Origin of the sequence: Streptomyces angustmyceticus (genome assembly GCF_040701845.1) — a bacterium.
Taxonomy (GTDB): domain Bacteria; phylum Actinomycetota; class Actinomycetes; order Streptomycetales; family Streptomycetaceae; genus Streptomyces; species Streptomyces angustmyceticus_A.
Map to the genome: position 1 here is coordinate 216,109 of NZ_JBFBHQ010000008.1, position 24,474 is coordinate 240,582.

Below are 24,474 nucleotides of genomic sequence, written 5' to 3' on the forward strand. Positions count from 1 at the left end.
TCCTGGGCTCAGTCTTCTTCGTTGTCGCCGAAGTCGGGACGGACGCCCCGGGCGGCCATGACCTCGTCGTTGGAGGTGCCGGCGGCGACCATCGGCCACACCTGGGCGTCCTCGTGGACGATGAAGTCGATCACGACCGGGCGGTCGTTGATGGCATTGGCCTTGGCGATGACCGCGTCGAGTTCGGCCGGGTCCTCGCAGCGCATCGCGACACAGCCCATGGCCTCGGACAGCTTCACGAAGTCCGGGACGCGGGTGCCGCCGCCGGCCTTGCCCGCCGTCACCAGCCCGTTGGACTCCGGGCCGGAGTGGAGCACGGTGTTGGAGTAGCGCTGGTTGTAGAAGAGGGTCTGCCACTGGCGGACCATCCCCAGCGCGCCGTTGTTGATGATCGCGACCTTGATCGGGATGTTGTTCAGCGCGCAGGTGACCAGTTCCTGGTTGGTCATCTGGAAGCAGCCGTCGCCGTCGATCGCCCAGACGGTGCGGTCCGGCCGGCCGGCCTTGGCGCCCATCGCGGCGGGGACGGCGTAGCCCATCGTGCCCGCGCCACCGGAGTTCAGCCACGTCGAGGGCTGTTCGTAGCCGATGAAGTGGGCGGCCCACATCTGGTGCTGGCCGACGCCCGCGGCGTAGATGGTGTCGGCGGGGGCGAGCTTGCCGATCCGCTCGATGACCTGCTGCGGGGAGAGGGTGCCGTCCTCCGGCAGGTCGTAGCCGAGCGGGTAGGTGTCGCGCCAGCGGTTGAGGTCCTTCCACCAGGCGGTGTAGTCGCCCTTGTGGCCGGCGTCGTGCTCGGCCTGGACGGCGACGATCAGGTCGGCGATGACCTCGCGGGCGTCGCCGACGATCGGGACGTCCGCGGCACGGTTCTTGCCGATCTCCGCGGGGTCGATGTCGGCGTGGACGACCTTGGCGTACGGCGCGAAGGAGTCCAGCTTGCCGGTGACCCGGTCGTCGAAGCGGGCGCCGAGGGTGATCAGCAGGTCCGACTTCTGCAGCGCGGTGACGGCGGTGACCGCGCCGTGCATGCCGGGCATGCCGACGTGCTGCGGGTGGCTGTCGGGGAAGGAGCCCAGCGCCATCAGGGTGGTGGTGACGGGGGCGCCGGTCAGCTCGGCGAGGACCTTCAGCTCGGCGGTGGCGCCGGCCTTCATCACGCCGCCGCCGACGTAGAGCACCGGGCGCTTGGACTCGACGATGAGCCGGGCGGCCTCACGGATCTGCTTGGCGTGCGGCTTGGTCACCGGGCGGTAGCCGGGCAGCTCGGTGTGCGGCGGCCAGGTGAAGGTGGTCTGCGCCTGGAGGGCGTCCTTGGCGATGTCGACCAGGACCGGGCCGGGGCGGCCGGTGGCCGCGATGTGGAACGCCTCGGCGATCGTCCGCGGGATCTCGGCGGGGTCGGTGACCAGGAAGTTGTGCTTGGTGATCGGCATCGTGATGCCGCAGATGTCCGCCTCCTGGAAGGCGTCCGTGCCGATCGCCTTGGAGGCGACCTGGCCGGTGATCGCCACCAGCGGGACGGAGTCCATGTGGGCGTCGGCGATCGGGGTGACGAGGTTGGTGGCACCCGGGCCCGAGGTCGCCATGCACACCCCGACCCGGCCGGTCGCCTGGGCGTACCCCGTAGCCGCGTGGCCGGCGCCCTGCTCGTGGCGCACCAGGACGTGCCGGACCTTCGAGGAGTCCATCATCGGGTCGTACGCAGGCAGGATCGCACCGCCGGGGATGCCGAACACGGTGTCGGCCCCGACCTCCTCGAGCGAACGGATCAGGGACTGCGCGCCCGTGACGTGCTCGACGGCGGCGGACTGCGGTCCGCCGGAGTGACGGGCCCGCGGCTGAGGATGGTGGGCCCCGGAGGCCTGCTCGGTCATCTGCGTCTCTTCTCGAAGCTGAGGGATTTGACGGGATTTGTGAGGTTGCTGTGCAACAAAAAACCCCCCGTGCCAAGTGGCAAGCGAGGGGAGCGCGTCGGTATGTGAGCCGGGTTTCGTCCGGGGCCCAGCTTCAGCCGACGCGCTTTCCAAGTACGAGAATTCGGGTGCGCATGTCACAGACCCTCCCCCCGCCGTGCACCGAGTGTCAAGTGGGTGGGACGGAGGTCTCACTATTTGAGCGCAATGGCGGATGCATGAGCGAATCCGGACCCGCCATTCCGCCGTGCCGGACGGGCAGTCCGCTGCCCGTGAGCACCACCGCCCGGCTCTGCCCCGGGAGCTCCGGCACGGGGTAGTGGGCGTGCGCCAGGGACCGCCGCAGCCGGTGCTCGTCGAGCGGTCCGGAGAAGGCCATGCCCATGCCGTGGGTGCACCCCATGGAGCGCAGCGCGAGGACCTGCTCGGGCAGGTCGACACCGTCCGCGACGGACTGCATGCCCAGGTCGCCGGCGATCCGCAGCAGCCCTGCGGTGATCTTGTGCAGCCGGGCGGACTCCACCACCCCGTCGATCAGCCCGCGATCCAGCCGCAGGATGTCGACCGGGAGCCGGCGCAGCGCGCCAATGGCGGCATAGCCGCTGCCGAAGCCGTCGAGGGCGATCCGTACGCCGAGGCGGCGCAGCGCGACCAGCCGGCGCTCCAGGTCGTCGAGCGGCATGCGGGAGTCGCTCTCGGACAGCTCCAGGACGAGTGCGCGCGAGGGCAGGCCGTGCCGGGTGAGCAGCGACTCGACGCCCGCGGGGGACAGTGCGTGGTCCAGCAGCCGGCGGGCGGAGAGCCGGACGGCGACCGGGACCGGGTAGCCGGCGCGGTGACGGGCCGCGGCCTGCTCGACGGCCTCCTCCAGCTGCCACCGGTCCAGCTCCGCGGCGCGGTCGCCGTCCTCGGCGAACCGGCCGCGGTCGCCGACCCGCAGGAATTCGGCCGGGGTGAACAGGATGCCCTGGGCGGAGCGCCAGCGGGCGTGCGCCGCGACCGCGGTGACCCGGCCGCCGGCCAGCTCCACCACCGGTTGGTGCAGCAGCGCGAACTCGCCGTCGTGCAGGGCCGTACGGAGCTTGGTGGCGAGTTCGGCACGGTGTGCCACCTCGCTCTGCATCTGGGGTGCGTAGAGCTCCACCCGGCCCTTGCCGGCCTGCTTGGCGCGGTACATCGCGAGGTCGGCGTTGCGCAGCAGGCCCGCGGGGCTCACTCCGGGGTCGGCGAAGGCGACGCCGATGCTGGCCGCCACCCGGACGTCCCGGCCGTCGATGCGGTACGGCTCGGAGAGCTTGATGCGCAGCCGGTCGGCGATCTCGTGGATGCGGAACTCGCGGGCGGCGCGGTCGCGGGTGCCGTCGCCGGTGATCAGGGCGGCGAACTCGTCGCCGCCCAGGCGCGCCGCTATGTCCCCGGCGCGCACCGAGTCGCCGAGCCGGCGGGCGGCCTGCACCAGGAGTTCGTCGCCCGCCTGGTGGCCGATGGTGTCGTTGACCTGCTTGAAGCCGTCGAGGTCGATGTAGAGCACGGCGGTGTCGTGGTCGCTGGCCCGGCGGCCGGTGACGGCCTGGGTGACGCGTTCGGTGAACAGGGCGCGGTTGGGCAGGTCGGTGAGCGCGTCGTGCGAGGCGTTGTGCTGGAGCTGGGCCTGCAGGCGGACGCGTTCGGTGACATCGCGGGAGTTGAAGATCAGGCCGCCGTGATGGCGGTTGACGGTGGATTCGACGTTCAGCCAGCCGTCGCCGCCGGAGCGCTGTTCACCGGCGCGGAAGCGGCATTCGATGCGGGTGGTCGGTTCGTCCTCGGGGGCGGCGGCGAGGAACCTGCGGACCTCGTGCACCACCCGGCCCAGATCCTCGGGGTGGATCAGCGAGGCCAGTTCGGAGCCGACGAGTTCCTCGGCGTCGCGGCCGTAGACACCGGCGGCTGCCGGGCTCACATAGCGGAGCACTCCGGTCGGTGCGGCGATCATGATGACGTCGCTGGAGCCCTGCACCAGGGAGCGGAAGTGGTTCTCCTTCTGCGCCAGTTCCTGGGTGAGGGTGATGTTGTCGAGCAGCATGATGCCCTGGCGGACGACCAGCGCCAGGACGACCGTGCAGCCGGTGAAGAGCACCACGCGGTCGATGCGGCGTCCGTCGAGGACGTTGGTGAGGATGCCCAGGGTGCAGACGGCGGCGGCGAGATACGGGGTGAGGGCGGCGAGCGAGCCCGCGATGGGGCGGCTGCCGTGCGGCGGGACCCGGCGGGCGGCGGGCTTGACGTCCTCCTCGGGGCACTCCTCGCCGCTGCGGCGGGCGACCCAGGGTGCGTACGCGAGGAGCATCGAGCCGGCGAACCATCCGGCGTCCAGGATCTGGCCGGAGCGGTAGTGCTCGCGCAGCAGCGGCGAGCTGAACAGGGCGTCGCACAGCACCGTCAGCGCCAGCGCGGCGACCGCGGTGTTGATGGCCGAGCGGTGCACCGAGGAGCGCCGGAAGTGCAGCGCGAGCACCATGCTCACCAGCACGATGTCCAGCAGCGGATAGGCCAGCGACAGGGCGCTCTGCGCCACGCTGCGGCCCTGGAAGTGGGCGGTGTGCGCGAGCGCGAGGCTCCAGGAGAGGGTGACCAGCGAGCCCGCGATCAGCCAGGAGTCGAGGCCCAGGCAGACCCAGCCCGCCCTGGTCACCGGTCTCTTGGCGAGCACCAGCAGGCCGACGATGGCCGGTGGTGCGAACAGCAGGAAGCAGAAGTCGGCCAGGCAGGGACTGGGGACCGTGGTGCCCTGGACGACCTCGTACCAGCCCCATACGCCGTTGCCGAGTCCGGCCATCCCGGACGACGCGGCGAACAGCATCCATGCAGGGCGGAACCGGCTGCGGCGCTTGCGGGCGTACAGGCCGCAGGAGAAGGCCGCCAGGAACGCCGCGAAGCTGAGGCCGAAGTCCCCCATGAACGCGGCGACTTCGGGCGAGCCCCAGCCGAAGGCGGCGCCGACGGCGTAGCCGCCGCAGACCACGACGAGGACGATCTGCGGCACCGCGCCCGGCGGGTTGCCGGCCGGCGCCGGCGGCCGGGAGAGCATCGCCCCGGGGGCGCTCACCGGACTCTTCCCCTCAGGCGGGCCGGGCATCGTCGCGAGCGGTGCGCCCGGGAGCCTCGCAGTATTCCCGTGGGCGCTCGTGGATCGCGCTTCTCGCGAATCATCCATCGGCTGTACATCGCCCGTCGCCCCCCTCGAGTTCCGGATCCTTCGCATCGCGCCGCGTCCTTCCCGGCGTCGTCCCCGCTCGGGACGATACACCAGTTCCGTCACTCAGGGACATAGGGTCTCTACGGAGCGTGACTAGCTGCGAGCGACGGACACTCTGTGCAGTCGTACGGCCTCGTAGCGCTACGCGCAAGCGCTCATTCGGCGGTAGCGACCACGTTCCGCAGAGGCTCGCCGGCCGCGAAACGCGTCAACTGATCGCGCAGCAGCCGCTTCGCACGGGGCAGGAAGGCAGAGCTGGGGCCACCGACGTGTGGAGTGATGAGCACGCCCGGAGCGTGCCACAGCGGATGCCCAGGGGGCAGGGGTTCCGGATCGGTGACATCGAGTGCGGCGCGCAGCCGTCCCGACTCCAGTTCGGCGAGCAGTGCCTTGGTGTCGACGATGCCGCCGCGCGCGATGTTGACGAGCAGTGCGCCGTCCTTCATCCGCGCCAGGAATGCGGGTCCTACCAGGCCACGCGTGGTGTCGGTGAGCGGAGTCGCCAGCACGACCACGTCCGCGTCGGGCAGGAGGGCGGAAAGGTCGGAGAGTGGATGCACAGGACCGCGCACAGTGTCACGCGCGGTGCGTGCGACGCGCGCCACCCGCGCACATTCAAAAGGTGTGAGCCGGTCTTCGATGGCACTGCCGATCGAACCATAGCCCACAATGAGGACCGACTTGTCGGCGAGCGCGGGCCGGAAGCCGTGGCGCCACTCCCCCGCGTCCTGGCCCCGTACGAAGCCCGGGATGTCGCGCAGCGCGGCGAGGATCAGGGTGAGCGTCAGCTCGGCGGTGCTGGCGTCGTGCAGGCCCCGGGCGTTGCACAGCCGGGCGCCGGCCGGCATCGATGCCAGCCCCGGGAGCATGTTGTCGACGCCCGCGGTGAGGGTCTGCACCACCCGAACCCGGCTCATCCGGGACAGCGGGCGCAGGCTGGTCTCCGTGTCCTTCATGTAGGGGACGGCGTAGAAGGCGCAGCGCTCCGGGTCGGCCGGGTAGTCGGGGCCGGCGTCCCAGTGGACGTAGTGGAGGCCGCCGGGGAGGCCCTCGATCTCGGCGGGCGGGATCGGGAGCCATACGTCGTTCGCTGCGGGGCGCTGGTCTGCGGTTGCCATGGCCGCAGGCTATGCGAAGAGACGTTCTCCTCAGACGTTAGTTTGGTCTGGCCCTTGACCGGGGGCGAGGGGACGGAGGCACAACCAGGTGGAGCGCAGGACAATCGGTGCGGGGGCTCTCGAAGTGGGCGCCATCGGGCTCGGCTGTATGCCGATGAGCTGGGGGTACACCGAGTCGCAGCGCAGCTTGGACAGCTCGCTGCGGGCCGTGCACACCGCGCTGGACCGGGGGTGCAGCCTGCTGGACACCGCCGATATGTACGGCCCGTTCACCAACGAGTTGCTGGTGGGGCGGGTGCTCAAGGAGCGGCGGACGGACGCGTTCGTCTCGACCAAGTGCGGGCTGCTGGTGGGCGAGCAGCACATCGTCGCCAATGGGCGGCCCGGTTACGTCAAGCGCGCCTGCGACGCCTCGCTGCGCCGGCTGCAGACCGACCACATCGACCTCTACCAGCTGCACCGGGCCGATCCCGAAGTGCCCGTGGAGGAGACCTGGGGGGCGATGGCGGAACTGGTGGCGGCGGGGAAGGTGCGGTCGCTGGGGCTGAGCGCGGTGGGTGCGCGGGCGGTACGGCCGGCCCGCGCGGGCCGTGCGGAGCGGCGGCCGGCGGGCGGCGGGGCACGGCCCCGCTCGCGGATGCACGACGGCACGCTGGCCCAACTGGAGCGCATCCAGCAGGTGTTCCCCGTCAGCAGCGTGCAGGCGGAGCTGTCGGTGTGGTCACCTGAGGCGCGGGAGGAGCTGCTGCCGTGGTGCGAGTCGCGGGGCATCGGCTTCCTGGCGGCGATGCCGCTGGGCAACGGCTATCTGACCGGCACCCTCACCCCGGGGCAGGGCTTCGAACCGGAGGACATACGGGCCCGCCACCCCCGCTTCACCGCCGAGATGATGGCCGCGAACCAGCCGGTGGTGGCGGGGCTGCGGCGGGTCGGCGCCCGCCACGGCGCCACACCGGGGCAGGCGGCGCTGGCGTGGGTGCTGGCGCAGGGCCGGCATGTCGTCCCGGTGCCGGGCACGAAGAAGGAGCGCTGGGCCGCCCAGAACGCCAAGGCCGCGCAGCTGACGCTCACCCGTGAGGACCTGGCCGAGATCGCGGCGCTGCCGCCGGCGCTCGGGTCCTGGGACTGAGCAGGGCCGCCGCGACCAGCACCTCGGCGACGTCCGCCGCCGTGCGTGTCGCGCTCGCGGCACGGCGGCGACGGCCGGATCATGGCAGGTGGGAGTGGCTCGAGGAACGGACGACGCGCCTCGCGGCGGGGCCGCGGTGTGGTGTTCTTGTCCACGCCCGCCGACGAGAGGACCCTGCCGTGCAACGCCGTTTCCAGACCGCCGTGTTGGCCACCGCTTCGCTGCTCCTGGCAGCGGGCTGTTCGGCCGGCGGCGCGCAGCCCCAGGGCGGGGCGAGTTCCGCCCCGGCGAAGAACCGGGGCGCCGCCGCCTCGCCGGGTGCCACCCCGTCGTCGGCCGCGCCGCCCGCCAAGGGCTCGGTCAAGGTGACCGGCACCCTGGCCACCGGGCTGAAGTCGCCGTGGGGCGTGGCGGTGCTGCCGGGCGGGGACCTGCTGGTCGCCTCCCGGGACACCGGGAAGATCGTCCGGGTCGCGGCGCACGGCGGGAAGATCACCGAGCTGGGGTCGGTGCCGGGGGTGGAGCCGGGGGGCGAGGGCGGGCTGCTGGGGATCGCGGTGTCCGCCGCCTTCGGGGCGGACCACCAGGTCTACGCGTACTTCACCACCGCGTCCGACAACCGCATCGCCCGCATGAACTACGACGAGAAGCGCCCGCAGGGCAATCAGCTGGGCGCGCCCGACACGATCTTCAAGGGCATCCCCAAGGGCCGGATCCACAACGGCGGCCGGATCGCCTTCGGCCCGGACAAGATGCTCTACGCCGGCACCGGTGAGACCGGCGACACCGGGCTGGCGCAGGACAAGCAGTCCCTGGGCGGCAAGATCCTCCGGATGACGCCGGACGGCGAACCGGCGCACGGCAACCCCGAGGCGGATTCGGTGGTGTACGACTACGGCCACCGCAATGTGCAGGGCCTGGCCTGGGACGACGACAAGCGGCTGTGGGCCTCGGAGTTCGGGCAGAACACCTGGGACGAGCTCAATGTGATCGAGCCGGGCCGGAACTACGGCTGGCCGAAGGTCGAGGGCAGGGCCAAGGGCAAGGCCGCGGGCTCCGGGTTCATGGACCCCGTCGAGGTGTGGAGGACCGCGGACGCCTCGCCCAGCGGCATCGCCTACGCCAAGGGCTCCATCTGGATGGCGTCGCTGCGCGGCGAACGGCTGTGGCGGATCCCGCTGAACGGGACCAGGCCGGTGGCGGCACCGCAGGCCTTTTTGAAGGACACCTACGGGCGGCTGCGGACCGTCGTGTCGGCCGGCGACGGGACGTTGTGGCTGGTCACCAGCAACACCGACGGACGGGGCACGCCGCACAAGGGAGATGACCGGATTCTCCGCCTCCAGGTGAGCTGATCCGGCTGATCCCTTTTTCGGGTGCCCTGCCTACACTCGGGAGCAGGGGGGACGGGTGCGTGTCGGCCGACGAGGGGACAGGGCACCATGTTCAACATCGCGGAAGAACTGTTCGCACCGGGGCGCAAGCACACCGACGAGGAGCGGCAGAAGATGTCGCTCGTCGTCGACGACGTGGGCGACGGCGACCCGGGGAAGGGCCCGATCGATCTCACCTCGGGGACCGTCGTCGTCAGGGCGCCCCGGCAGCAGGGGGCCGGGGGCCACGACCGGGAGAGGGACGCGGAGCGGGACGGGTAGCTGCCCTAGGCGCCCGCTGCCGGGCGCCCGTCACGGGCCCGGCCTGCCGGTCAGGGCGTCACGACCGAGCCCTGGCCCGGCACCGGCTCGCCGAACAGGCGCAGGCGGTGGGCCATCGCGCCCGCTTCGCCGCGGCCGGAGACGCCCAGCTTGGCGAGGATGTGGGAGACATGGACACTGGCGGTCTTCGGGGAGATGAACAGGGTGTCGGCTATCTGGCGGTTGCTGCGCCCGTCGGCGACCAGCCGCAGGACATCGCGTTCGCGGGGCGTCAGGCCGAGGGATTCGGCGGGGACGGCGCCGGCGGGTGAGGGCTGCGCGGGCACGGCGCTGCCGGCTCCCGGCTCCGCCGCGCCCGGCGGCTGCAGGCCGGGCAGGGGGATGCGGGCGCGCTGGGCCAGGAGTCCGAGTTCCCCGGCGAGCGGGCGGGCGCCCATCGTCGCGGCGGCGGTGTGCGCCTGGGTGAGCAGGAGCACGGCGGCCTCACGCGGGGTGCGGCCGTGCAGGCCGAGGGTGGCCCGCTCGCTGCCGTGCAGGAGGGACTCCGCCCAGCGGTAGCAGGCCCGGGCGAGTTCGTGCGGGCGGTCGAGGGGCTCGAAGGCGGTGACCGCCTCGGCCCAGGCGTCAGGGGTCTCGCGGCCTTCGGCGCGGCGGAGTTCGGCGTCGAGCGCGAGGCCGTGGGCCGCCCAGACGGGGCAGATGCGGGGCAGCTTCTTGGCGGCGTCCCGGATGCGGGCGAGGACCGCGGCCCGGCCGGGGCCGGCGGCGGGCAGGCCCCGGGCGTCGGCTTCGGCGGTGGTGGCCGACCAGAGCAGCGGCCAGGCGTAGCGCTGGGTACCGGGCGGGAAGCCGGCGTCCAGGACCTGCTGGAGGATGCTGCGGACGTCGAGGATGCGGCCCTGGTGGGCGGCGATCCGCAGGGCGTGCCGCGCCATGACGAGGGCGTGCTGCGGCTGCGGGTCGTGGGTGCCGTAGTGCTCCTGGGCGACGGCCAGTTCGCGTGCGGCGCCGGCCAGGTCGCCCTGGTCCAGGGCGAGAGCGGTGCGGCGGCTGGCGGCCAGCGCGATGGCGCGGGGGCTCTGGGCCAGGCGGCGGGCGTCCTCGGCGGCCCGGCCCGCCTCCTCCCAGCGGCCCAGCGACTGCAGCGATTCGGCGCGGTTGCCCAGGACCCAGCTGGTGCTGTCCTTGAGGCCGTAGCGGGTGGTGAGTTCGATGCCCCGCTCGGTGACCTCGACGGCCTCGTGGGAGCGGCCGACGCCTTCCAGGGCGGACGGGAAGTTGACGTGGCCGCGGGCGATGACGGCGAAGTAGCCGCGGTCGACGGCGAGGCCGAGGCTGGTGCGGAAGTCGTCGAGGCCCGCGTCGACCTCCCCGGAGTCGACCCGCAGCCCCGCCAGGGTCAGCCGGGAATTGAGCTCGGCCTCCTCGTCGCCCACCAACTGGGCGAGTTCCACGGCGCGTTCGGCCGTCGCGAAGGTACCGGGGCCCGGGTCGTGCAGGATCGCCCAGCTGGCGACGGCGGCGAGCACCTCGGCGTGCACGGAGGACGGCGGCAGGCCGCGCATCAGCTCCTGTGCGGCGCCGAGGTCCTCCCAGCCGTTGCCGCGGCCGGTGCCCTGGCAGAGCCGGGAGCGCTGCACCAGGAACCACGCCGTACGAAGGGGGTCGCTCTCGCCGCGCAGCGACCGCAGGGCGCGCTTGACGATCGTGAAGGCGCGTTCGTTGTCGCCGGAGAGCCGGGCGGCCACCGCGATCTCGGCGAGCAGGTCGAGGAAGCGCAGGGCGTCGCCGTCGTGGCAGCCGCAGGCCGGGTACGCCTCGGCGTAGTCGACCGGGCGCACCCCCTGGCGGACCTCCGTGGGCGCGTCGTCCCACAGCTCCAGGGCCCGGTCCAGCAGCCGCAGTTGTTCGGCGTAGGCATGGCGGCGGCGGGCCTGCACGGAGGCGGCGAGGACGGCGGGCAGCGCCTTGGCGGCGTCATGGGACTTGTACCAGTAGCTGGCGAGCCGGGCGGCGCAGACGTCGGCGCGGACGAGCGAGGGGTTGGCTTCCAGGGCCTCGGCGTAGCGGCGGTTGAGGCGGGTGCGCTCGCCGGGCAGCAGGTCGTCGACGACGGCCTCGCGGACGAGGGCGTGCCGGAAGCGGTAGCCCGTGCCGTCCTGGGTGGGCACGAGGGTGTTGCTGCCGACGGCGGACCGCAACGCCTCGATGAGGTCGTCCTCGGGCATCCGGCAGACGGCGGAGAGGAGTTCGTGTTCGACCGTGGAGCCGCCCTCGGCGGCCGTGCGCACCACCCGCTGGGCGTCCTCGGGGAGGGCCTCGACGCGCACCAGCAGCAGATCGCGCAGCGGGTCGCTGAGGCCGTGCAGCGCGCCGTCGGCGAGCCCGCGGGCCAGCTCCTCGACGAAGAAGGCGTTGCCCTCGGAGCGCCGGAAGACCCGGTCGACGGTGTCCTCCTCGGGGTCGCTGCCCTGGATCCCGGCGATCTGGGAGCGGACCTCCTCGCGGTTGAAGCGGGCGAGTTCGACGCGGCGGACCGTGCGCATCCGGTCGATCTCGGCGAGGAAGGGGCGCAGGGGGTGGCGGCGGTGGATGTCGTCCGAGCGGTACGTCGCCACCAGGAGGACGCCCGCGTCGTGCAGGGAGCGCAGGAGGTAGGCGAACAGCTCGCGGGTGGAGCGGTCGGCCCAGTGGAGGTCCTCGACGACGATGACGAGGGTGCGGTGGGCGGCGAGCCGCTCCAGGAGGCGGGCGGTCAGCTCGAAGAGGCGGGCGCGGCCGATCTCCTCGTCGTGCGCCTCGCCGGGGGCCTCCCCCAATTCGGGCAGGATGCGGGCGAGTTCGCCCTCCTGGCCGGCGACGGCGGCGGCCAGCTCGTCGCGCAGGTGCCAGTTGAGGGTGTGCAGGATCGCGGAGAACGGCGCGAAGGGCAGGCCCTCGGAACCGATCTCGATGCAGCCGCCGAGCGCGACGAGGGCGCCGCGGGCGCGGGCGGACTCGCCGAACTCCTCGATGAGGCGGGTCTTTCCGACCCCGGCCTCACCGCCGATCAGCAGGGCCTGGGGCTCGCCGGCCGCCGTGACGCGGGCGAGCGCGTCCCCCAGCACGGCGAGTTCGGCCGCGCGGCCGACGAACACGGGACTGACGGACCTGGTCTCCACGCCGGTGAGCATCGCACAGGGGACCGACCATCCGGCAGTGGATTTCGGCAGGCGAAGCGCCCGGCCCGGTGCGAAGCGCACCGGAAGCCGGGCGGAGGGCTGCGGGGCGGCCGGCGACGCCGGCACGTGGACGGCCACGGGAGCCTCGCGGTCAGGCGGTGGCGCGGCGGATCCGCGGCCGCCTGCCCCGGGCACTCACCCGCCCTTCGGGTTCGTCGGCCCCGGACCGGGCGGCGCCGCGGCGGCCGGCCTGCGCGGTGTCGGTCGCCTCGCGCACCAGGCGCTGCCGGTCGGCCTCGCGGCGCAGTTCCTCGTAGCGGACCCGCATTTCCAGCTCGGAGCGGTACATGGTGTCTCTCCCCTGACGGCGGTTTCCCCGGCGGTGTGCCGAGGTGCTCCAGCCTGCTCGCCGAGGGGGGTGTGCCGCATCGGGAGAGTTCCCGATCTCCGGACCCGGGCGGGGCCCGGAAACCCGCGGTGCTGCCCGCGGGTTCCCTAAGGCGCCGCCCGTGGTGCCCGTCCGGTGCTTAGGAAGCGGCCCGGGTGGCCTTACGGGGCCGAGGGTCCGGCGCCCGCGGGGGCCTTAGGCACGGTGGGCATGCTGCCGAACAGGTCGAGGTACATGCCGGCGGAGATCAGGATCCCCACCACGCCGAGCGCCAGCCCGCCCCAGGCGACGGCCCGCACCCAGGTGGCGCGCGGGCGGGTCAGCACCACCGCGGCCACGGCCAGGGCGAGCACCGCGAAGAAGCCGTTGACCAGGGCGTTGGTGTGCCAGGAGGCGCCGTAGACCGCGGAGATCTGGTCGGCGGCCTGGGCCTTGCCCGACTGGACCTTGATCTGGCCCATCAGGTTCGCCCGCTCGGCCAGGGTGGTGCCGAGCCAGGTGCCGGTGACGGAGGCGAGGCCGAGGCCCGCGGCGACGACGGCACCGGCGCCGGCGGCGATCTGCCCGGTGGCGCGGGCGGTGACGTGGGTGTCGTGGTCGGGATCGTCGGCGCCGTCGCCCGCTTCGAGGTCGGTGGCCTCGTCCTGCGCGGCGAGGGCGGCGTTGTCGTCGTCGTGCTCGTCGACCTTGGCGCCGGCCTTTCCGGCCGCCTCGGCCTCGGTGGTCTCCGGGATCGCAGCAGTCTCCTTGGCCCCCTGCGCCGGCACGGTCTTCTCGTCGTCGGTTCGGTTCTCGGTCGTCCTGGTCGTTCCCATGGGCGCGACCGTAGGTGCCCTGTCTGAGAGTGAGATGAGAACGGGGGCGGCCGGCGGGTACCGGTGGGCGACACGCCGGGCGCGGGTTGGCCGCCGGGCTCCGTCCGGTGCCGCTTTCTACACCTTCACCAGCGGTTTCTCCCCGCCCTGCGGCTCGGGCAGCGACACCGCGCCCGGCTCCGGCGGCGGCTCGATGCTGATCCGGGGCAGCCACCGGTCGAGCCAGGACGGCAGCCACCAGTTGGCGCCGCCCAGCAGATGCATCAGGGCGGGCACCAGGAGCGTGCGGAGCACGAAGGCGTCCAGGGCCACGGCGCAGGCCAGGCCGATGCCGAACATCGCGATGGTCCGGTCCCCGCTGAGGACGAAGGCCGCGAACACCGCGATCATGATGACCGCCGCCGAGTTGATCACCCGGCTGGTCTCGGCCAGGCCGACCCGTACCGCCCGGCAGTTGTCCCGGGTCAGCTGCCACTCCTCGTACATCCGGGAGACCAGGAACACCTGGTAGTCCATGGACAGGCCGAAGAGCACCGAGACCATGATGACCGGCAGGAACGGTTCGATCGGGCCGGCGCTGCCCAGCCCGAGCAGTTCGCTGCCCCAGCCCCACTGGAAGACCGCGACGACGATCCCGAAGGACGAGGCGACGGCCGCGACGTTCATCAGCGCGGCCTTGAGGGGGATGCCGATGCTGCGGAAGGCGAGCAGCAGCAGGACCGAGCCGAGCGCGACGACGACGCCGATGAAGAGCGGCAGCTTGCCGACGATGACGGACGCGAAGTCGTCGTAGCTCGCGGTGATGCCGCCGACCCGCACCCGCGGCGTGCCGTCGCCCTGCGCCGCGGGCAGCACGTCGGTGCGCAGGCGGGTCACCAGGTCGGAGGTCTGCCGGGACTGCGGGGAGGTGGTGGGGACGACGGTGATCACGCCGGTGCGGTGGCCGCCGTCGAACTCGGGCGCGCCGACCCGGGCGATGCCGGGTGTCTCCCGCAGCCGCTGCGGCAGCTCGCCGAAGGCGATCCGGTCCTGGGGGCCGTCCAGGGTGGCGACGAGCGTCAGCGGCCCGTTGGAACCGGGGCCGAACCCGCTGCCGTGTCCGTCGCCCGCCAGCAGGTCGTAGGCCTTGCGGGTGGTCGAGGAGGCGGGGTTGTTGCCCTGGTCGGAGGTGCCCAGATGCAGGCCGAGGGTGGGCAGCGCGAGGACGATCATGAGGGCGGCGGCGGCCGCTCCCAGCAGCTTGGGGTGGCGCTCGACGAACCCGGACCAGCGGGCGGCGATGCCGGCGGGCCGCTCGGGCCGCGGTCCCCGCTCGGCCAGCCGGCGGCGCTCCCGGCGGCCGAGCGCCCGCATCCCGATCACCCCGAGCAGCGCCGGCAGCAGGGTGACGGCGGCGGCCACGGTCAGGACGACGGTGAGCGAGGCGGCGAGGGCGACGCCGTTGAGGAAGCTCAGCCGCAGGACCAGCATGCCCAGCAGCGCGATGCAGACGGTGGCCCCGGCGAAGACGACCGCGCGCCCGGACACCGAGACGGCGCGGACGGCGGCCTCGGCGACCGGCAGCCCCGCGCGCAGCCCCTTGCGGTGCCGGGTGACGATGAACAGCGCGTAGTCGATACCGACGCCGAGGCCGATCAGCATGCCGAGCATCGGGGCGAAGTCGGCGACGGTCATGACGTGGCCGAGCAGGGTGATGCCGGCCGAGGCGGTGCCGACGGCGGCCAGCGCGGTGACGATCGGCAGCAGGGTCGCGGCGAGCGACCCGAAGGCGAGGAAGAGCACCACGGCAGCGGCGCCGAGTCCGATGATCTCCGGGAGCTGGGCGCGCGGCGCCTCGGTCAGCGCGATCCCCGCGCCGCCGAGCTCGACCTGGAGGCCGTCGCCGGAAGCGGCCCGCGCGGTGTCGACGACCTTGCCGACCTGGGCGGGGTCCAGGTCGTCGGTGGCCCGGTCGAAGACCACGGACGCGTAGGCGGTGTGCCCGTCCCTGCTGATCCGCCGGGCGTCCGGGTCATCGGACGGGCGCGTGCCGTGCCCGCCGTAGGGGCCGTGCACCTCGGCGACGCCGGGCAGCGCGGCGACCGTGTCCAGGGTGCGTGTCATGGCCTTGCGGACCGCGGCGGAGCGTACCGATCCGGAGTCCGTGTGCCACACGATGCTGTCGCTGTCCCCGGACTGCCCGGGAAAGGCCCGGTCCAGCAGGGCGGAGGCCCGCCCGGATTCGGTCCCCGGCACCTCGTAGTCGTTGGAGTACGCCGGCCCCATGACCCCCGCGGCGGCGGCGACGCCCGCGAGGGCGGCGAGCCAGAGGGCGATCACCACGATGCGGCGCCTGAGACACCACCGAGCCAGAGCGGTCACGGACCTCGTCTGCTTCCCGGGTTGTGCGTCGATATCTCCCGGGAGCGGGTGGTGCCGAGCGCGGATGTACGGGGGACGGGCGGCCCGCCGTGTGCCCGTGAGGGAGCGGCGGGCCCCCTTTTCGGTGCAGGGTGTCAGCCCGGGGAGATCCTTTGCGGTGTTTGTGGACTTCCCCACAAAGAGTCGGGAATGGGGAACTCGTTCCCCGCCCCGGGCGCGCCCCGTGCGCCGCGGCTCAGCCGGTGACCGACTCCCTGCCGTTCTCCACGTGTCCCATCAGCCTGCGGTGGAAGGCCGGGTCCTCGGCGGCCGAGAGGGCGAGGTCGTACCAGCCGTGCGCGGGCCCGGCCCGGTGGACGACGGTGCGGTGGCCGCCGGCCGGCACGGTCAGGGTGCGCGGCGCGGTGTCCGTGTAGGCCAGCGGCTTCAGGGTGAGGGTCAGACCGGTGCGCCCGGGGTTGGTGACGGTCAGGCGGAGCTCCTGGCGCCGGGCGTCGATCCGGGTGCGGATCCCGGCGGCCGCGGCGGCGCCCCGCCCGGTCCCGGCGAACTCCCGACGGAAGCCGTTCGGCCCGGTCACCGTGAAGCGGTACGTCCCGTTCTGGACCGGTACCTCCCACTCCCCCTTCTCCCGCACGTCCCGGTGCTGCGGGAGGTCGAACTCCCCGGCGTACGGGTACAGCGCCAGATGCGCGGAGGCCGCCCCGTCGTTGCGCACGGCCATCCGGAAGACGGCGGCGCCCGGGTCGAAGCCGCCGTCGGCGTCCGGCTGGTAGGGCAGCGCCCTGGCCGGACGGCTGCCGGCCTCCTGCCGCGGCGGGGCCTGCTCGGCCGGGGGCCACGGCAGCCAGCGTCCGCTGAAGGGCGGGATCGCGCCGGGCGGGCGCACCGGCGGCCGCCCGCGTCCGCGGGAGAAGTCGAAGGCGGCGGTCAGATCGCCGCAGACGGTGCGCCGCCAGGCGCTGATGTTCGGCTCCGCGATGCCCGTCCAGCGCTCCAGGAACCGGGTGATCGAGGTGTGGTCGAAGACCTGCGAGCAGGCGTAGCCGCCGACCGTCCAGGGCGAGACGACCAGCATCGGCACCCGTATACCCAGGCCGGTCGGCCGGCCGTCCCAGAATTCGCCGTCCGTCCCGGCCGGCGGGACCGGCGGCGGCACATGGTCGAAGAACCCGTCGTTCTCGTCGTAGGTCAGGAAGAGCACGGTGTGCCGCCAGACGTCCGGGTGCCGGCCGAGCGCGTCCAGCACCCGGTGGACGAGGGTGGCGCTCTGGGCGGGCGAGGACGCGCCGGGGTGCTCGGAGTCCGCTGCGGACGGCACGAGGTAGGACACGTCGGGCAGCCGGCCGCCCGCCACGTCCGCGGCGAAGGCGGCGGCCGTGCTGCCCGGTGCGCCGCGGCGCAGCGCCCGCTCGAACAGGCTGCGCTCGGCGCCGTCCAGGCCGCGCACGCCCTCCTCCAGCAGCTCCTGGAGCCGTCGGCGGCCGGCCTCGTCGGCGCCCGCCAGCTTCCCGTAGTAGCCGGTCATGGTCCGCGCCCCGTCCACGTGGGCCAGGGCCTTCCTCGCGACCGCCTTGAAGCGCGCGAAGAACTCCAGGTTGTTGTCGGTGAAGTTGTCCCACTCCTGGTAGACGCGCCAGCTGCGGCCGGCCCGCTCCAGGCGCTCGGCGTAGGTGGTCCAGGTGTAGCCGGTGTGGAGGTCCTCCTCGTAGGCGTCGTTGCCCACCGCCCGTTTGCCGTTCGGTTCGTAGCCGGTCCAGCCGCTGACCAGGTGGTTGCGGTTGGGGCTGGTGGAGGAGTGGATCGAGGAGTGGTAGGCGTCGCAGAGGGTGAAGGTGTCCGCGAGCTCGTAGTGGAGCGGGATGTCCTGCCGGTCGTAATGAGCCATCGTGGCGGGGGTCTTGGCGGTGACCCAGTTGTTCATCCAGCCGCCGTTCCACGCGCGGGCCCCGCCGTCCCAGCCGTGGTCGAGCGCGCCGATGTACTGCAGGTCCTTGTGCTGCGCCGCGGCCGCCCCGCGCACCGGGAACGGCAGCACCCTCCCGATGCCCAGCAGTCCCGGCTGCGCGAAGACGCTCCGGCCGCCGGGCAGGTGGACCGCGTTGCGGTCGGCGAAGCCGCGTACGCCGCGCAGCGTGCCGAAGTAGTGGTCGAAGGAGCGGTTCTCCTGCATCAGCACGACCACGTGCCGGACGTCGGCGAGCCCGCCGCCGCCTCGCGCCGGCCGCGCCGCGTCGGCCGCCAGTGCCTGCCGCAGCGACGGCGGCAGCAACGATCCGGCCGTCGCCGCACCCGCCGTCGCCGCCGCGGCTCCCAGTAAGCGTCTCCGAGACATCTCAGCTGCCATGCCCGAACCTCCCAGTCGACGATCCACCGGCCCGTCACCGGGCCGTCCGCGCCCCCCATGGCGAGGGGCGACCGGGACGCTAGCGGAGGGCGGCTGCGGGCGACAGACGACGGAGCGGCCTCGCGGGGGACGGCGAGGTCCGGGCGCCCGCGAGGGGAAGAACTGCAAGGGGTGGGCACGGGAGCGCCTGCCGAAGCGGCCGTAGCGCTTCGGGGAGAACGGCGGCGGCTCCGGGGTCTCCGGGGGCGACGGCGGGTCCGGGGCCGACGGCACGGCCCCGCCCTCAGGGCGCCCGGCCGCCCGACTCCCCCTCGTGTCACACCCCTTGACCGACCCATTGGTCTGAACCATTCTGTGCCCAGGAGCGGTGGCCACCGTCTTGCTGCAATCCTCCCCGCGTTCTCCCCGTGTTCCCCCTTCGGCACTGGAGACAGCCATGCCTCGCACCGCATCCACCCGGCCGACCCGCCGCAGACGCCTGTTCGCGGCGGCGCTGACGGCCCTCGCCGCCGCGGCGGCCACCCTGTCCGGCTCCGCCCCGGCCGCCGCGGCCGATGTCAACGTCGCCAAAAACGCGGGCTACGAATCCGGCCTGAGCAACTGGACCTGTTCGGCGGGCAGCGGCAGCGCCGTCGGCTCCCCCGTCCACAGCGGCACCGGCGCGCTGAAGGCCACCCCCACCGCCTCCGACAACGCCACCTGTTCCCAGACCGTCGCCGTCAAGCCCGGTGCGACCTACCGGCTCAGCGCGTACGTCCAGGGCTCCTACGTCTATCTGGGCGCCACCGGCACCGGCACCACGGACGCCGCCACCTGGACCCCGTCCACCACCGGCTGGCAGCAGCTCAGCACCACTTTCACCACCGGCCCCACGACGACGTCCGTCACCGTCCACACCCACGGCTGGTACGGACAACCCGCCTACTTCGCCGACGACTTCAGCGTCCTCGGCCCGGACGCCGGGGGCGGCACCGACCCCGGACCCGAGGCCCCGGCCGCGCCCGGCGGCCTCACCGCCGGCACGGTGACCCCGTCCTCCGTGGCCCTGTCCTGGAACCCGGTCCCCGGCGCCACCGGCTACACCGTCTACCGCGACGGCACCGCGCACCAGGCGGTGAACGGCACGTCGGCGACGGTCACCGGCCTCTCCCCCGCGACCTCCTACCGCTTCCAGGTCACGGCCACCAACGCGGCCGGCGAATCGGCCCGTTCGGCGGAGATCACGGCCACCACCGCCCCCTCGGGAGGCGGCGGACACCCCGCCGTCCCGCCGCACGCGGTCACCGGCTACTGGCAGAACTTCGACAACGGCGCGACGGTCCAAAAGCTCGGCGACGTACCCGGCCAGTACGACATCATCGCGGTCGCCTTCGCCGACGCCACCACCACGCCCGGCGCCGTCACCTTCCACCTCGACTCGGCCGGCCTGGGCGGCTACACCGTCGACCAGTTCACGGCCGACATCAGGGCCAAGCAGGCGGCCGGCAAGTCGGTGATCCTCTCCGTCGGCGGCGAGAAGGGCACCGTCTCGGTCAACGACGCCGCCTCGGCCGCCAACTTCGCGGCCAGCGTCCACTCCCTGATGCAGCAGTACGGCTTCGACGGCGTCGACATCGACCTCGAAAACGGCCTCGACCCGACCTATATGAGCCAGGCACTGCGCACGCTCTCCCAGAAGGCGGGCGGCAACCTCGTCCTCACCATGGCGCCGCAGACCCTCGACATGCAGTCCACCTCGGGCGGCTACTTCCAGACCGCGCTGAACGTGAAGGACATCCTCACCGTCGTCAACATGCAGTACTACAACAGCGGTTCGATGCTCGGCTGCGACGGCAAGGTCTACTCGCAGGGCACCGTCGACTTCCTCACCGCGCTGGCCTGCATCCAGCTCGAAGGCGGCCTCGCCCCCTCCCAGGTGGGCCTGGGCCTGCCCGCCTCCACCCGCGGCGCGGGCAGCGGCCATGTCGCCCCGGGCGTCGTCAACGCCGCCCTGGACTGCCTCACCAGGGGCACCAACTGCGGTTCCTTCAAGCCCGCCCGGACCTACCCCGGACTGAGGGGCGCGATGGCCTGGTCGACCAACTGGGACGCGGCCAACGGCAACGCCTGGTCGAACACGGTCGGCCCGCACGTCCACGGCCTGCCGTAACTGGCCCCGCACCCGCGGAACCCGCCCCGCCCGGCCGCCCCCGGCCCGCGCTCGCCGACGCCCCGTGCGCCGGCGAGCGCGGCAGCGGCACCGGCAGCGGCACCGGCACCGGCACCGGCACCGGCAGCGGCTAACCGGACCGCTTGACGCAGGTCCGGTCGTCCGCCGGCAGCCTGCCGGTGGCCAGGTACCGGTTGACCTCGCCGTCCACGCAGGCGTTGCCGTATTCGCCGTAGAGCGCATGGCGGTTGGCGCCCTTGAGGGTGATCAGCCTGGAGCTCGGCAGCAGACCGTGCAGGGCGCGGCCGCTCCGGTAGGTGGTGCGCGGGTCGCCGGTGGCGGCCACGATCAGCGCCGGGGCGTCACGATGCACCGTCGTGGGCGCCTCGCGCGGCCGGTCCCAGAAGGCGCACGGTCCGATGTTGCGGGTCAGCGGGCCGAACAGCGGGTGCTCGGCGCGGTGGCGCTCGATGTCCCGCCAGTAGCGCTCGGGGTCGCGCGGGGCAGGCTTGTCCCCGCAGATGATCGCCGTCTGCGCCATGGGGGAGTTCGCGTCGCCGCCCGTCAGCATGCCCCGCAGCACCTCGGTGAACTCCGGCGACAGCCGCGTCGGCTGTCCGGCGGCGGCCCGGGCCAGTACGGACAACTGCTCGGCGAGGGCGGCCCGCTTCGGGTCGGTGTCGTCCGCGATCCCGGCCACGAGCAGGGACGGCACCTGGGTGTCGTCGAGCCGGAAGGCGTGGGGGGCGGTGCCGACCGTGAGCGGGCCGCGCGCGGACGCCGCGACGATCCGGTGGACGGTGGCGAGCACGGCGGCGCGGCTGCGGCCGAGACCGTAGGCGTAGTCGCGGCGCGCGGCCCAGGCCGCCCAGGCGGAGAGCGCCCGCTCGTTCTCGGGCTCGGCGCCCCGCAGCAGCCGGGGGCTGTAGTCGTCCGGGGCGAGGGCCCCGTCGAGCACCGTCCGGTCGAAGCGGCCGGGGAACATCTGGGTGTACACGGTGCCCAGGTAGGTGCCGTAGGAGTAGCCCAGGTAGGAGATCTTCCGCTCGCCGAGCACCCCGCGGATGACGTCCATGTCGCGGGCCGTGTTGCGGGTGCTGATGTACGGCAGCACCGACGCGTTGGTGGCCCGGCACTTGTCGGCCAGGCCCTTTTGCAGGGTGACCTGCCGCTCGAAGCTTTCCCGGCCGAGACCGGCCGCGAGGAGGCTGGTGCCGACGGGCCAGTGGCAGTCCAGCGGGGTGCTGCGGCCGACGAAACGCGGGTCGAAGCCGATGATGTCGTAGCGCGGGCCGGTCTCCCTCATCGCCGTGCGGATGTCCGGCGGGGACTCCAGGGCGGTGCCGCCCGGGCCGCCGTTGTTGAGGAGGATCGAGCCGATGCGGTGACGGGTGTCGGTGGCCTTCAGCCGGGAGATCGCCACGGTGATCGTCCGGCCCCGGGGGTCGGCGTAGTCCAGCGGCACGGTCACGTCCGCGCACCGCACGCCGGCCTTCTCCAGGTCGTGGCCCGTCTTGTCGCCGGGGCCCTGGACGCAGCCGCCCCAGGCGGGGCGCTGCCGGTAGTAGCGGTCCAGGCCGGCGGCGGCCCCGGGGACGTGGCCGGCGGTCGCCGCGGCGCGGTCGCGGTCCGTTGTGGGGCGCGCGGTGGCCGTGGCCGCAGTGGGGGAAGCGGTGAGGCAGGCGGCGGCCAGGGCGAGGCCCGCGGCCGAGGCGCGGCGCAGGGCCGGGCTGGGGGTGTTCACGGGGTCTCCTTGGGCTGGTGGGTGCGGCTGCCGGCACAGAACGCGCGGTCGACGACGGCGCGGAAGGCGGCTTCCGCCCGGTCGGTGTCCGGCACCTTGGTGAGGGCGAGGGCGAGGCTGCGGCCGTCGGGGGTGATCGCGCCGAGCGCGCGGTGTCCGCCGGGCACCGTCCCGCTGTGCCCCCACCACGCCCCGCCGCACGACAGCGGGGAGGCGATCAAGCCGAGTCCGTACCGGGCGCCGGGCCACAGCCGCCGCGGGTCGGCGGGGACGGTGCGCCGCATCTCGGCGAGCCGGCGCGCGGGCACCAACGTCCCGCCGAACAGACCGCGGTAGAACCGGTTCACATCGGCGGGCGTGGAGATCAGCGCACCGCCCGCGCCGCCGAAGGTGGTGTTCCATGCGGTGCCGTCGGCCAAGGGCGGACCATGCAGCCGCTGCCGGCCCTGCTGTCCGGGCCCCGCTCGCCCGGCGCCCCGCCGCTCGGGGTCGGGGAAGTAGCTGTGCGAGTGCGGGCCCCGGATGCCGGTGGTGTCGCCCGGCCAGTAGGTGTCGCGCAGCCCGAGGGGTTCGATGATCCGGCGGGTCACCTCCGTCTCGACGCTGCGCCCGGTGACCTTCTCGACGACGAGTCCGGCGAGGAGGGCGTTGGTCGTGGCGTAGTGCCACTTCCTGTCCGGGTGCGGCATCTTCAGCGCGGCGGCGATCAGTTCGCGGGGCTCGAAGTGACGGAACCGCCACTCCCCCACCGGCCGCCGGCCGAGGGATTCGGTGTAGTCGGGAAGGCCGCTGGTGTGCTGGAGGAGCCCGCGTACGGTGATGGTGCGGCCGTCGTAGCCGTTGCCCCGGATCAGCCCGGGCAGATGGCGCTCCACCGGGTCGTCCAGCCCGAGCCGGCCCTCCGCGGCGAGCTGCACCACGACCGTGGCGGTGAAGGTCTTGGTGATGCTGCCGATCCGCAGCCGGTCCCCGGCGCTCATCGGACGGCCGCTGCCCAGGTCGGCGACGCCGCGGGCCGCCGTCCACCGGCCGCACCCCGGCTCGGTCGCCTCGGCGGCCGCGCCGGGAATGCCGTGCCGGGTGACAAGGGTGCCCAAGGAGCCGGTGACCGCGCCGCGCGCCGCGCCACAGCCGGCCGCGGGGGCCGCCCGGGGAGCCGCCGCGTTCGCCGCGGGCGCGACGAGCACCAGCACGGCCGACGCCGCAACGGAGACCGCCGTCCACGCCGTCGCGCACCGCGCCGGACGACGCGAACAGCGCTCCGGACGAGGCGAGCCGAGGGGAAGTTCCTGCGCTGTGGTCAGAGGATCTCTCACACCGTCAGACGCTAGAACCGCGCCCGCCGGCACTCACTCCGGCTGTCCCCCCGATTCCCCGGGGGGCCACCTCCCCCACCACCGCTCCGGGGTACGGGATGCCCGCCGTCCCCGCCGGCTCCCCGTCCCCCTCCCGGCCTCAGGCCCCGACCAACACCGGTGCCAGCTCCCGCAGTTGCTCGATGCCCAATCCCCGGTCCGCCGCCAAGGGCTGCACGGCGACGTGGTCCGCCCCGGCGTCGTGGTGCTCGGCGATCCGCCGCCGGATGGCGTCCGCATCGCCCCAGGCCACGATCGCGTCCACCAGCCGGTCGCTGCCGCCGTCGGCGAAGTCCTCGTCGTCGAAGCCGAGCCGGCGCAGATTGCCGGTGTAGTTCGGCAACTGCAGGTAGAGCCGGGTGTGGTGGGCACGGGCCAGGGAGCGGGCCGTGGCGGGGTCGGACTCCAGGAGCACGGCCTGCTCGGGGGCGAGCAGCGGGCCGTCGCCGAGGATCTCCCGGGCGCGGGCGGTGTGTTCGGGGGTGACGAAGTACGGGTGGGCGCCGGCCGCGCGGTCCCGCGCCAGCTCCAGCATCTTCGGGCCGAGCGCCGCCAGCACGCGGGCCGGCGGCGGGTCGGCCACCGGGCCCTCGTAGGGGGACTCGTCCATCGCGTCGAGATAGGCCCGCACCGCCGCGAGCGGCTTGGCGTAGTGGTGGCCGCGGGCAGCCACCAGCGGGGCGTGGCTCGCCCCCAGGCCCAGCAGGAAGCGGCCGTCGTACGCCTCGGCGAGGGTCTGCGCGGCGGCGTGGGCGGCGGACGCGTCCCTGACCCAGATGTTGGCGATGCCGGTGGCGACCGTGATCCGGTCCGTGGCGGCCAGCAGCAGGCCGGCCAGGCTCATCGACTCGGTGGCCGGTGTCTCGCCGAACCAGAGGGCGCCGTAGCCCAGTTGCTCGATCTCGGCGGCGGTCCGGCGGGCTACGGCGCCCGGCACCCGGCCGAGTCCGCCGTGCCAGACCCCGACCCGCCCGATCCGGGAAGCGAGAGCGTGCTGCGGCATCGTTCCTCCACTGGCTGAGCGCGGCGAGCCCCGTGCGTCCGTCCGGGACGCCGGAAGGGGGCTCCTCCTTGATCACAGCACGACGGCGGGGCCGG

15 protein-coding genes are annotated in these 24,474 nt (G+C 73.6%); 4 read left to right on the plus strand and 11 right to left on the minus strand.

The window, feature by feature from the left end:
* Positions 1-8 precede the first annotated feature (8 nt).
* The 3 genes from AB0411_RS20390 to AB0411_RS20400 all read right to left on the minus strand — a co-directional run bounded on the left by AB0411_RS20390 (position 9) and on the right by AB0411_RS20400 (position 6,272).
* Positions 9-1,877, minus strand: a complete 1,869-nt coding sequence (locus AB0411_RS20390) for an acetolactate synthase large subunit (protein WP_366418669.1) — start codon at positions 1,875-1,877, stop codon at positions 9-11.
* A 208-nt stretch (positions 1,878-2,085) separates the two neighbouring features.
* Complete coding sequence (locus AB0411_RS20395; RefSeq protein ID WP_437042705.1) at positions 2,086-5,004, minus strand: putative bifunctional diguanylate cyclase/phosphodiesterase; 2,919 nt, start codon at positions 5,002-5,004, stop codon at positions 2,086-2,088.
* Positions 5,005-5,309: 305 nt separating this feature from the next.
* On the minus strand, positions 5,310-6,272 hold the full coding sequence (locus AB0411_RS20400; protein ID WP_366418670.1) for a 2-hydroxyacid dehydrogenase: 963 nt from the start codon (positions 6,270-6,272) through the stop codon (positions 5,310-5,312).
* An 88-nt stretch (positions 6,273-6,360) separates the two neighbouring features.
* Here AB0411_RS20400 and AB0411_RS20405 point away from each other — a divergent pair, with 88 nt between their 5' ends.
* The 3 genes from AB0411_RS20405 to AB0411_RS20415 all read left to right on the plus strand — a co-directional run bounded on the left by AB0411_RS20405 (position 6,361) and on the right by AB0411_RS20415 (position 9,056).
* Positions 6,361-7,401 carry an aldo/keto reductase gene (locus AB0411_RS20405; protein WP_366418671.1) on the plus strand — a complete coding sequence of 347 codons (1,041 nt, stop codon included), beginning with the start codon at positions 6,361-6,363 and terminating at the stop codon, positions 7,399-7,401.
* A gap of 179 nt (positions 7,402-7,580) precedes the next feature.
* Positions 7,581-8,756: a PQQ-dependent sugar dehydrogenase gene (locus tag AB0411_RS20410; RefSeq protein WP_366418672.1), complete on the plus strand. Its 1,176-nt coding sequence runs from the start codon at positions 7,581-7,583 to the stop codon at positions 8,754-8,756.
* 87 nt (positions 8,757-8,843) lie between these two features.
* A complete protein-coding gene (locus AB0411_RS20415; protein WP_366418673.1) occupies positions 8,844-9,056 on the plus strand; it encodes a DUF6191 domain-containing protein in 213 nt (70 codons plus the stop codon).
* 50 nt (positions 9,057-9,106) lie between these two features.
* On the opposite strand, the gene AB0411_RS20420 is transcribed toward AB0411_RS20415, so the two are convergent.
* The 5 genes from AB0411_RS20420 to AB0411_RS20440 form a co-directional block, all read right to left on the minus strand.
* Complete coding sequence (locus tag AB0411_RS20420) at positions 9,107-12,229, minus strand: helix-turn-helix transcriptional regulator (protein ID WP_366418674.1); 3,123 nt, start codon at positions 12,227-12,229, stop codon at positions 9,107-9,109.
* 139 nt (positions 12,230-12,368) lie between these two features.
* Entirely contained in the window at positions 12,369-12,566 is a 198-nt protein-coding gene (locus AB0411_RS20425) for a hypothetical protein (protein WP_366418675.1), read from the minus strand.
* 200 nt (positions 12,567-12,766) lie between these two features.
* The gene (locus tag AB0411_RS20430; protein ID WP_366418676.1) at positions 12,767-13,420 is read right to left on the minus strand and encodes a hypothetical protein; all 654 of its coding nucleotides are present in this window, start codon (positions 13,418-13,420) and stop codon (positions 12,767-12,769) included.
* 117 nt (positions 13,421-13,537) lie between these two features.
* Positions 13,538-15,781 (minus strand): MMPL family transporter, encoded by a 2,244-nt coding sequence (locus AB0411_RS20435; protein ID WP_366418677.1) that lies wholly within the window; start codon positions 15,779-15,781, stop codon positions 13,538-13,540.
* A 235-nt stretch (positions 15,782-16,016) separates the two neighbouring features.
* Entirely contained in the window at positions 16,017-18,128 is a 2,112-nt protein-coding gene (locus AB0411_RS20440; RefSeq protein WP_366418678.1) for a phosphocholine-specific phospholipase C, read from the minus strand.
* 436 nt (positions 18,129-18,564) lie between these two features.
* On the opposite strand from AB0411_RS20440, the gene AB0411_RS20445 reads away from it, so the two are divergent.
* Positions 18,565-20,277, plus strand: a complete 1,713-nt coding sequence (locus AB0411_RS20445) for a chitinase (RefSeq protein WP_366418679.1) — start codon at positions 18,565-18,567, stop codon at positions 20,275-20,277.
* A gap of 130 nt (positions 20,278-20,407) precedes the next feature.
* Here AB0411_RS20445 and AB0411_RS20450 read toward each other — a convergent pair whose 3' ends face one another.
* The 3 genes from AB0411_RS20450 to AB0411_RS20460 all read right to left on the minus strand — a co-directional run bounded on the left by AB0411_RS20450 (position 20,408) and on the right by AB0411_RS20460 (position 24,379).
* Complete coding sequence (locus AB0411_RS20450; protein ID WP_366418680.1) at positions 20,408-22,021, minus strand: alpha/beta hydrolase; 1,614 nt, start codon at positions 22,019-22,021, stop codon at positions 20,408-20,410.
* Positions 22,018-23,208 carry a serine hydrolase domain-containing protein gene (locus tag AB0411_RS20455; RefSeq protein ID WP_403149916.1) on the minus strand — a complete coding sequence of 397 codons (1,191 nt, stop codon included), beginning with the start codon at positions 23,206-23,208 and terminating at the stop codon, positions 22,018-22,020. Before AB0411_RS20455 ends, AB0411_RS20450 begins: the two co-directional genes overlap by 4 nt.
* A gap of 268 nt (positions 23,209-23,476) precedes the next feature.
* Positions 23,477-24,379, minus strand: a complete 903-nt coding sequence (locus AB0411_RS20460) for an LLM class F420-dependent oxidoreductase (RefSeq protein ID WP_366418682.1) — start codon at positions 24,377-24,379, stop codon at positions 23,477-23,479.
* Positions 24,380-24,474 lie beyond the last annotated feature (95 nt).

Coding starts and splice junctions, on each gene's coding strand:
- AB0411_RS20400 (WP_366418670.1), bottom strand. CDS start 6,272: ATGGCAACCGCAGACCAGCGCCCCGCAGCGAACGACGTATGGCTCCCG.
- AB0411_RS20420 (WP_366418674.1), bottom strand. CDS start 12,229: ATGCTCACCGGCGTGGAGACCAGGTCCGTCAGTCCCGTGTTCGTCGGC.
- AB0411_RS20425 (WP_366418675.1), bottom strand. CDS start 12,566: ATGTACCGCTCCGAGCTGGAAATGCGGGTCCGCTACGAGGAACTGCGC.
- AB0411_RS20445 (WP_366418679.1), top strand. CDS start 18,565: ATGCCTCGCACCGCATCCACCCGGCCGACCCGCCGCAGACGCCTGTTC.
- AB0411_RS20460 (WP_366418682.1), bottom strand. CDS start 24,379: ATGCCGCAGCACGCTCTCGCTTCCCGGATCGGGCGGGTCGGGGTCTGG.
- AB0411_RS20430 (WP_366418676.1), bottom strand. CDS start 13,420: ATGGGAACGACCAGGACGACCGAGAACCGAACCGACGACGAGAAGACC.
- AB0411_RS20415 (WP_366418673.1), top strand. CDS start 8,844: ATGTTCAACATCGCGGAAGAACTGTTCGCACCGGGGCGCAAGCACACC.
- AB0411_RS20390 (WP_366418669.1), bottom strand. CDS start 1,877: ATGACCGAGCAGGCCTCCGGGGCCCACCATCCTCAGCCGCGGGCCCGT.
- AB0411_RS20440 (WP_366418678.1), bottom strand. CDS start 18,128: ATGGCAGCTGAGATGTCTCGGAGACGCTTACTGGGAGCCGCGGCGGCG.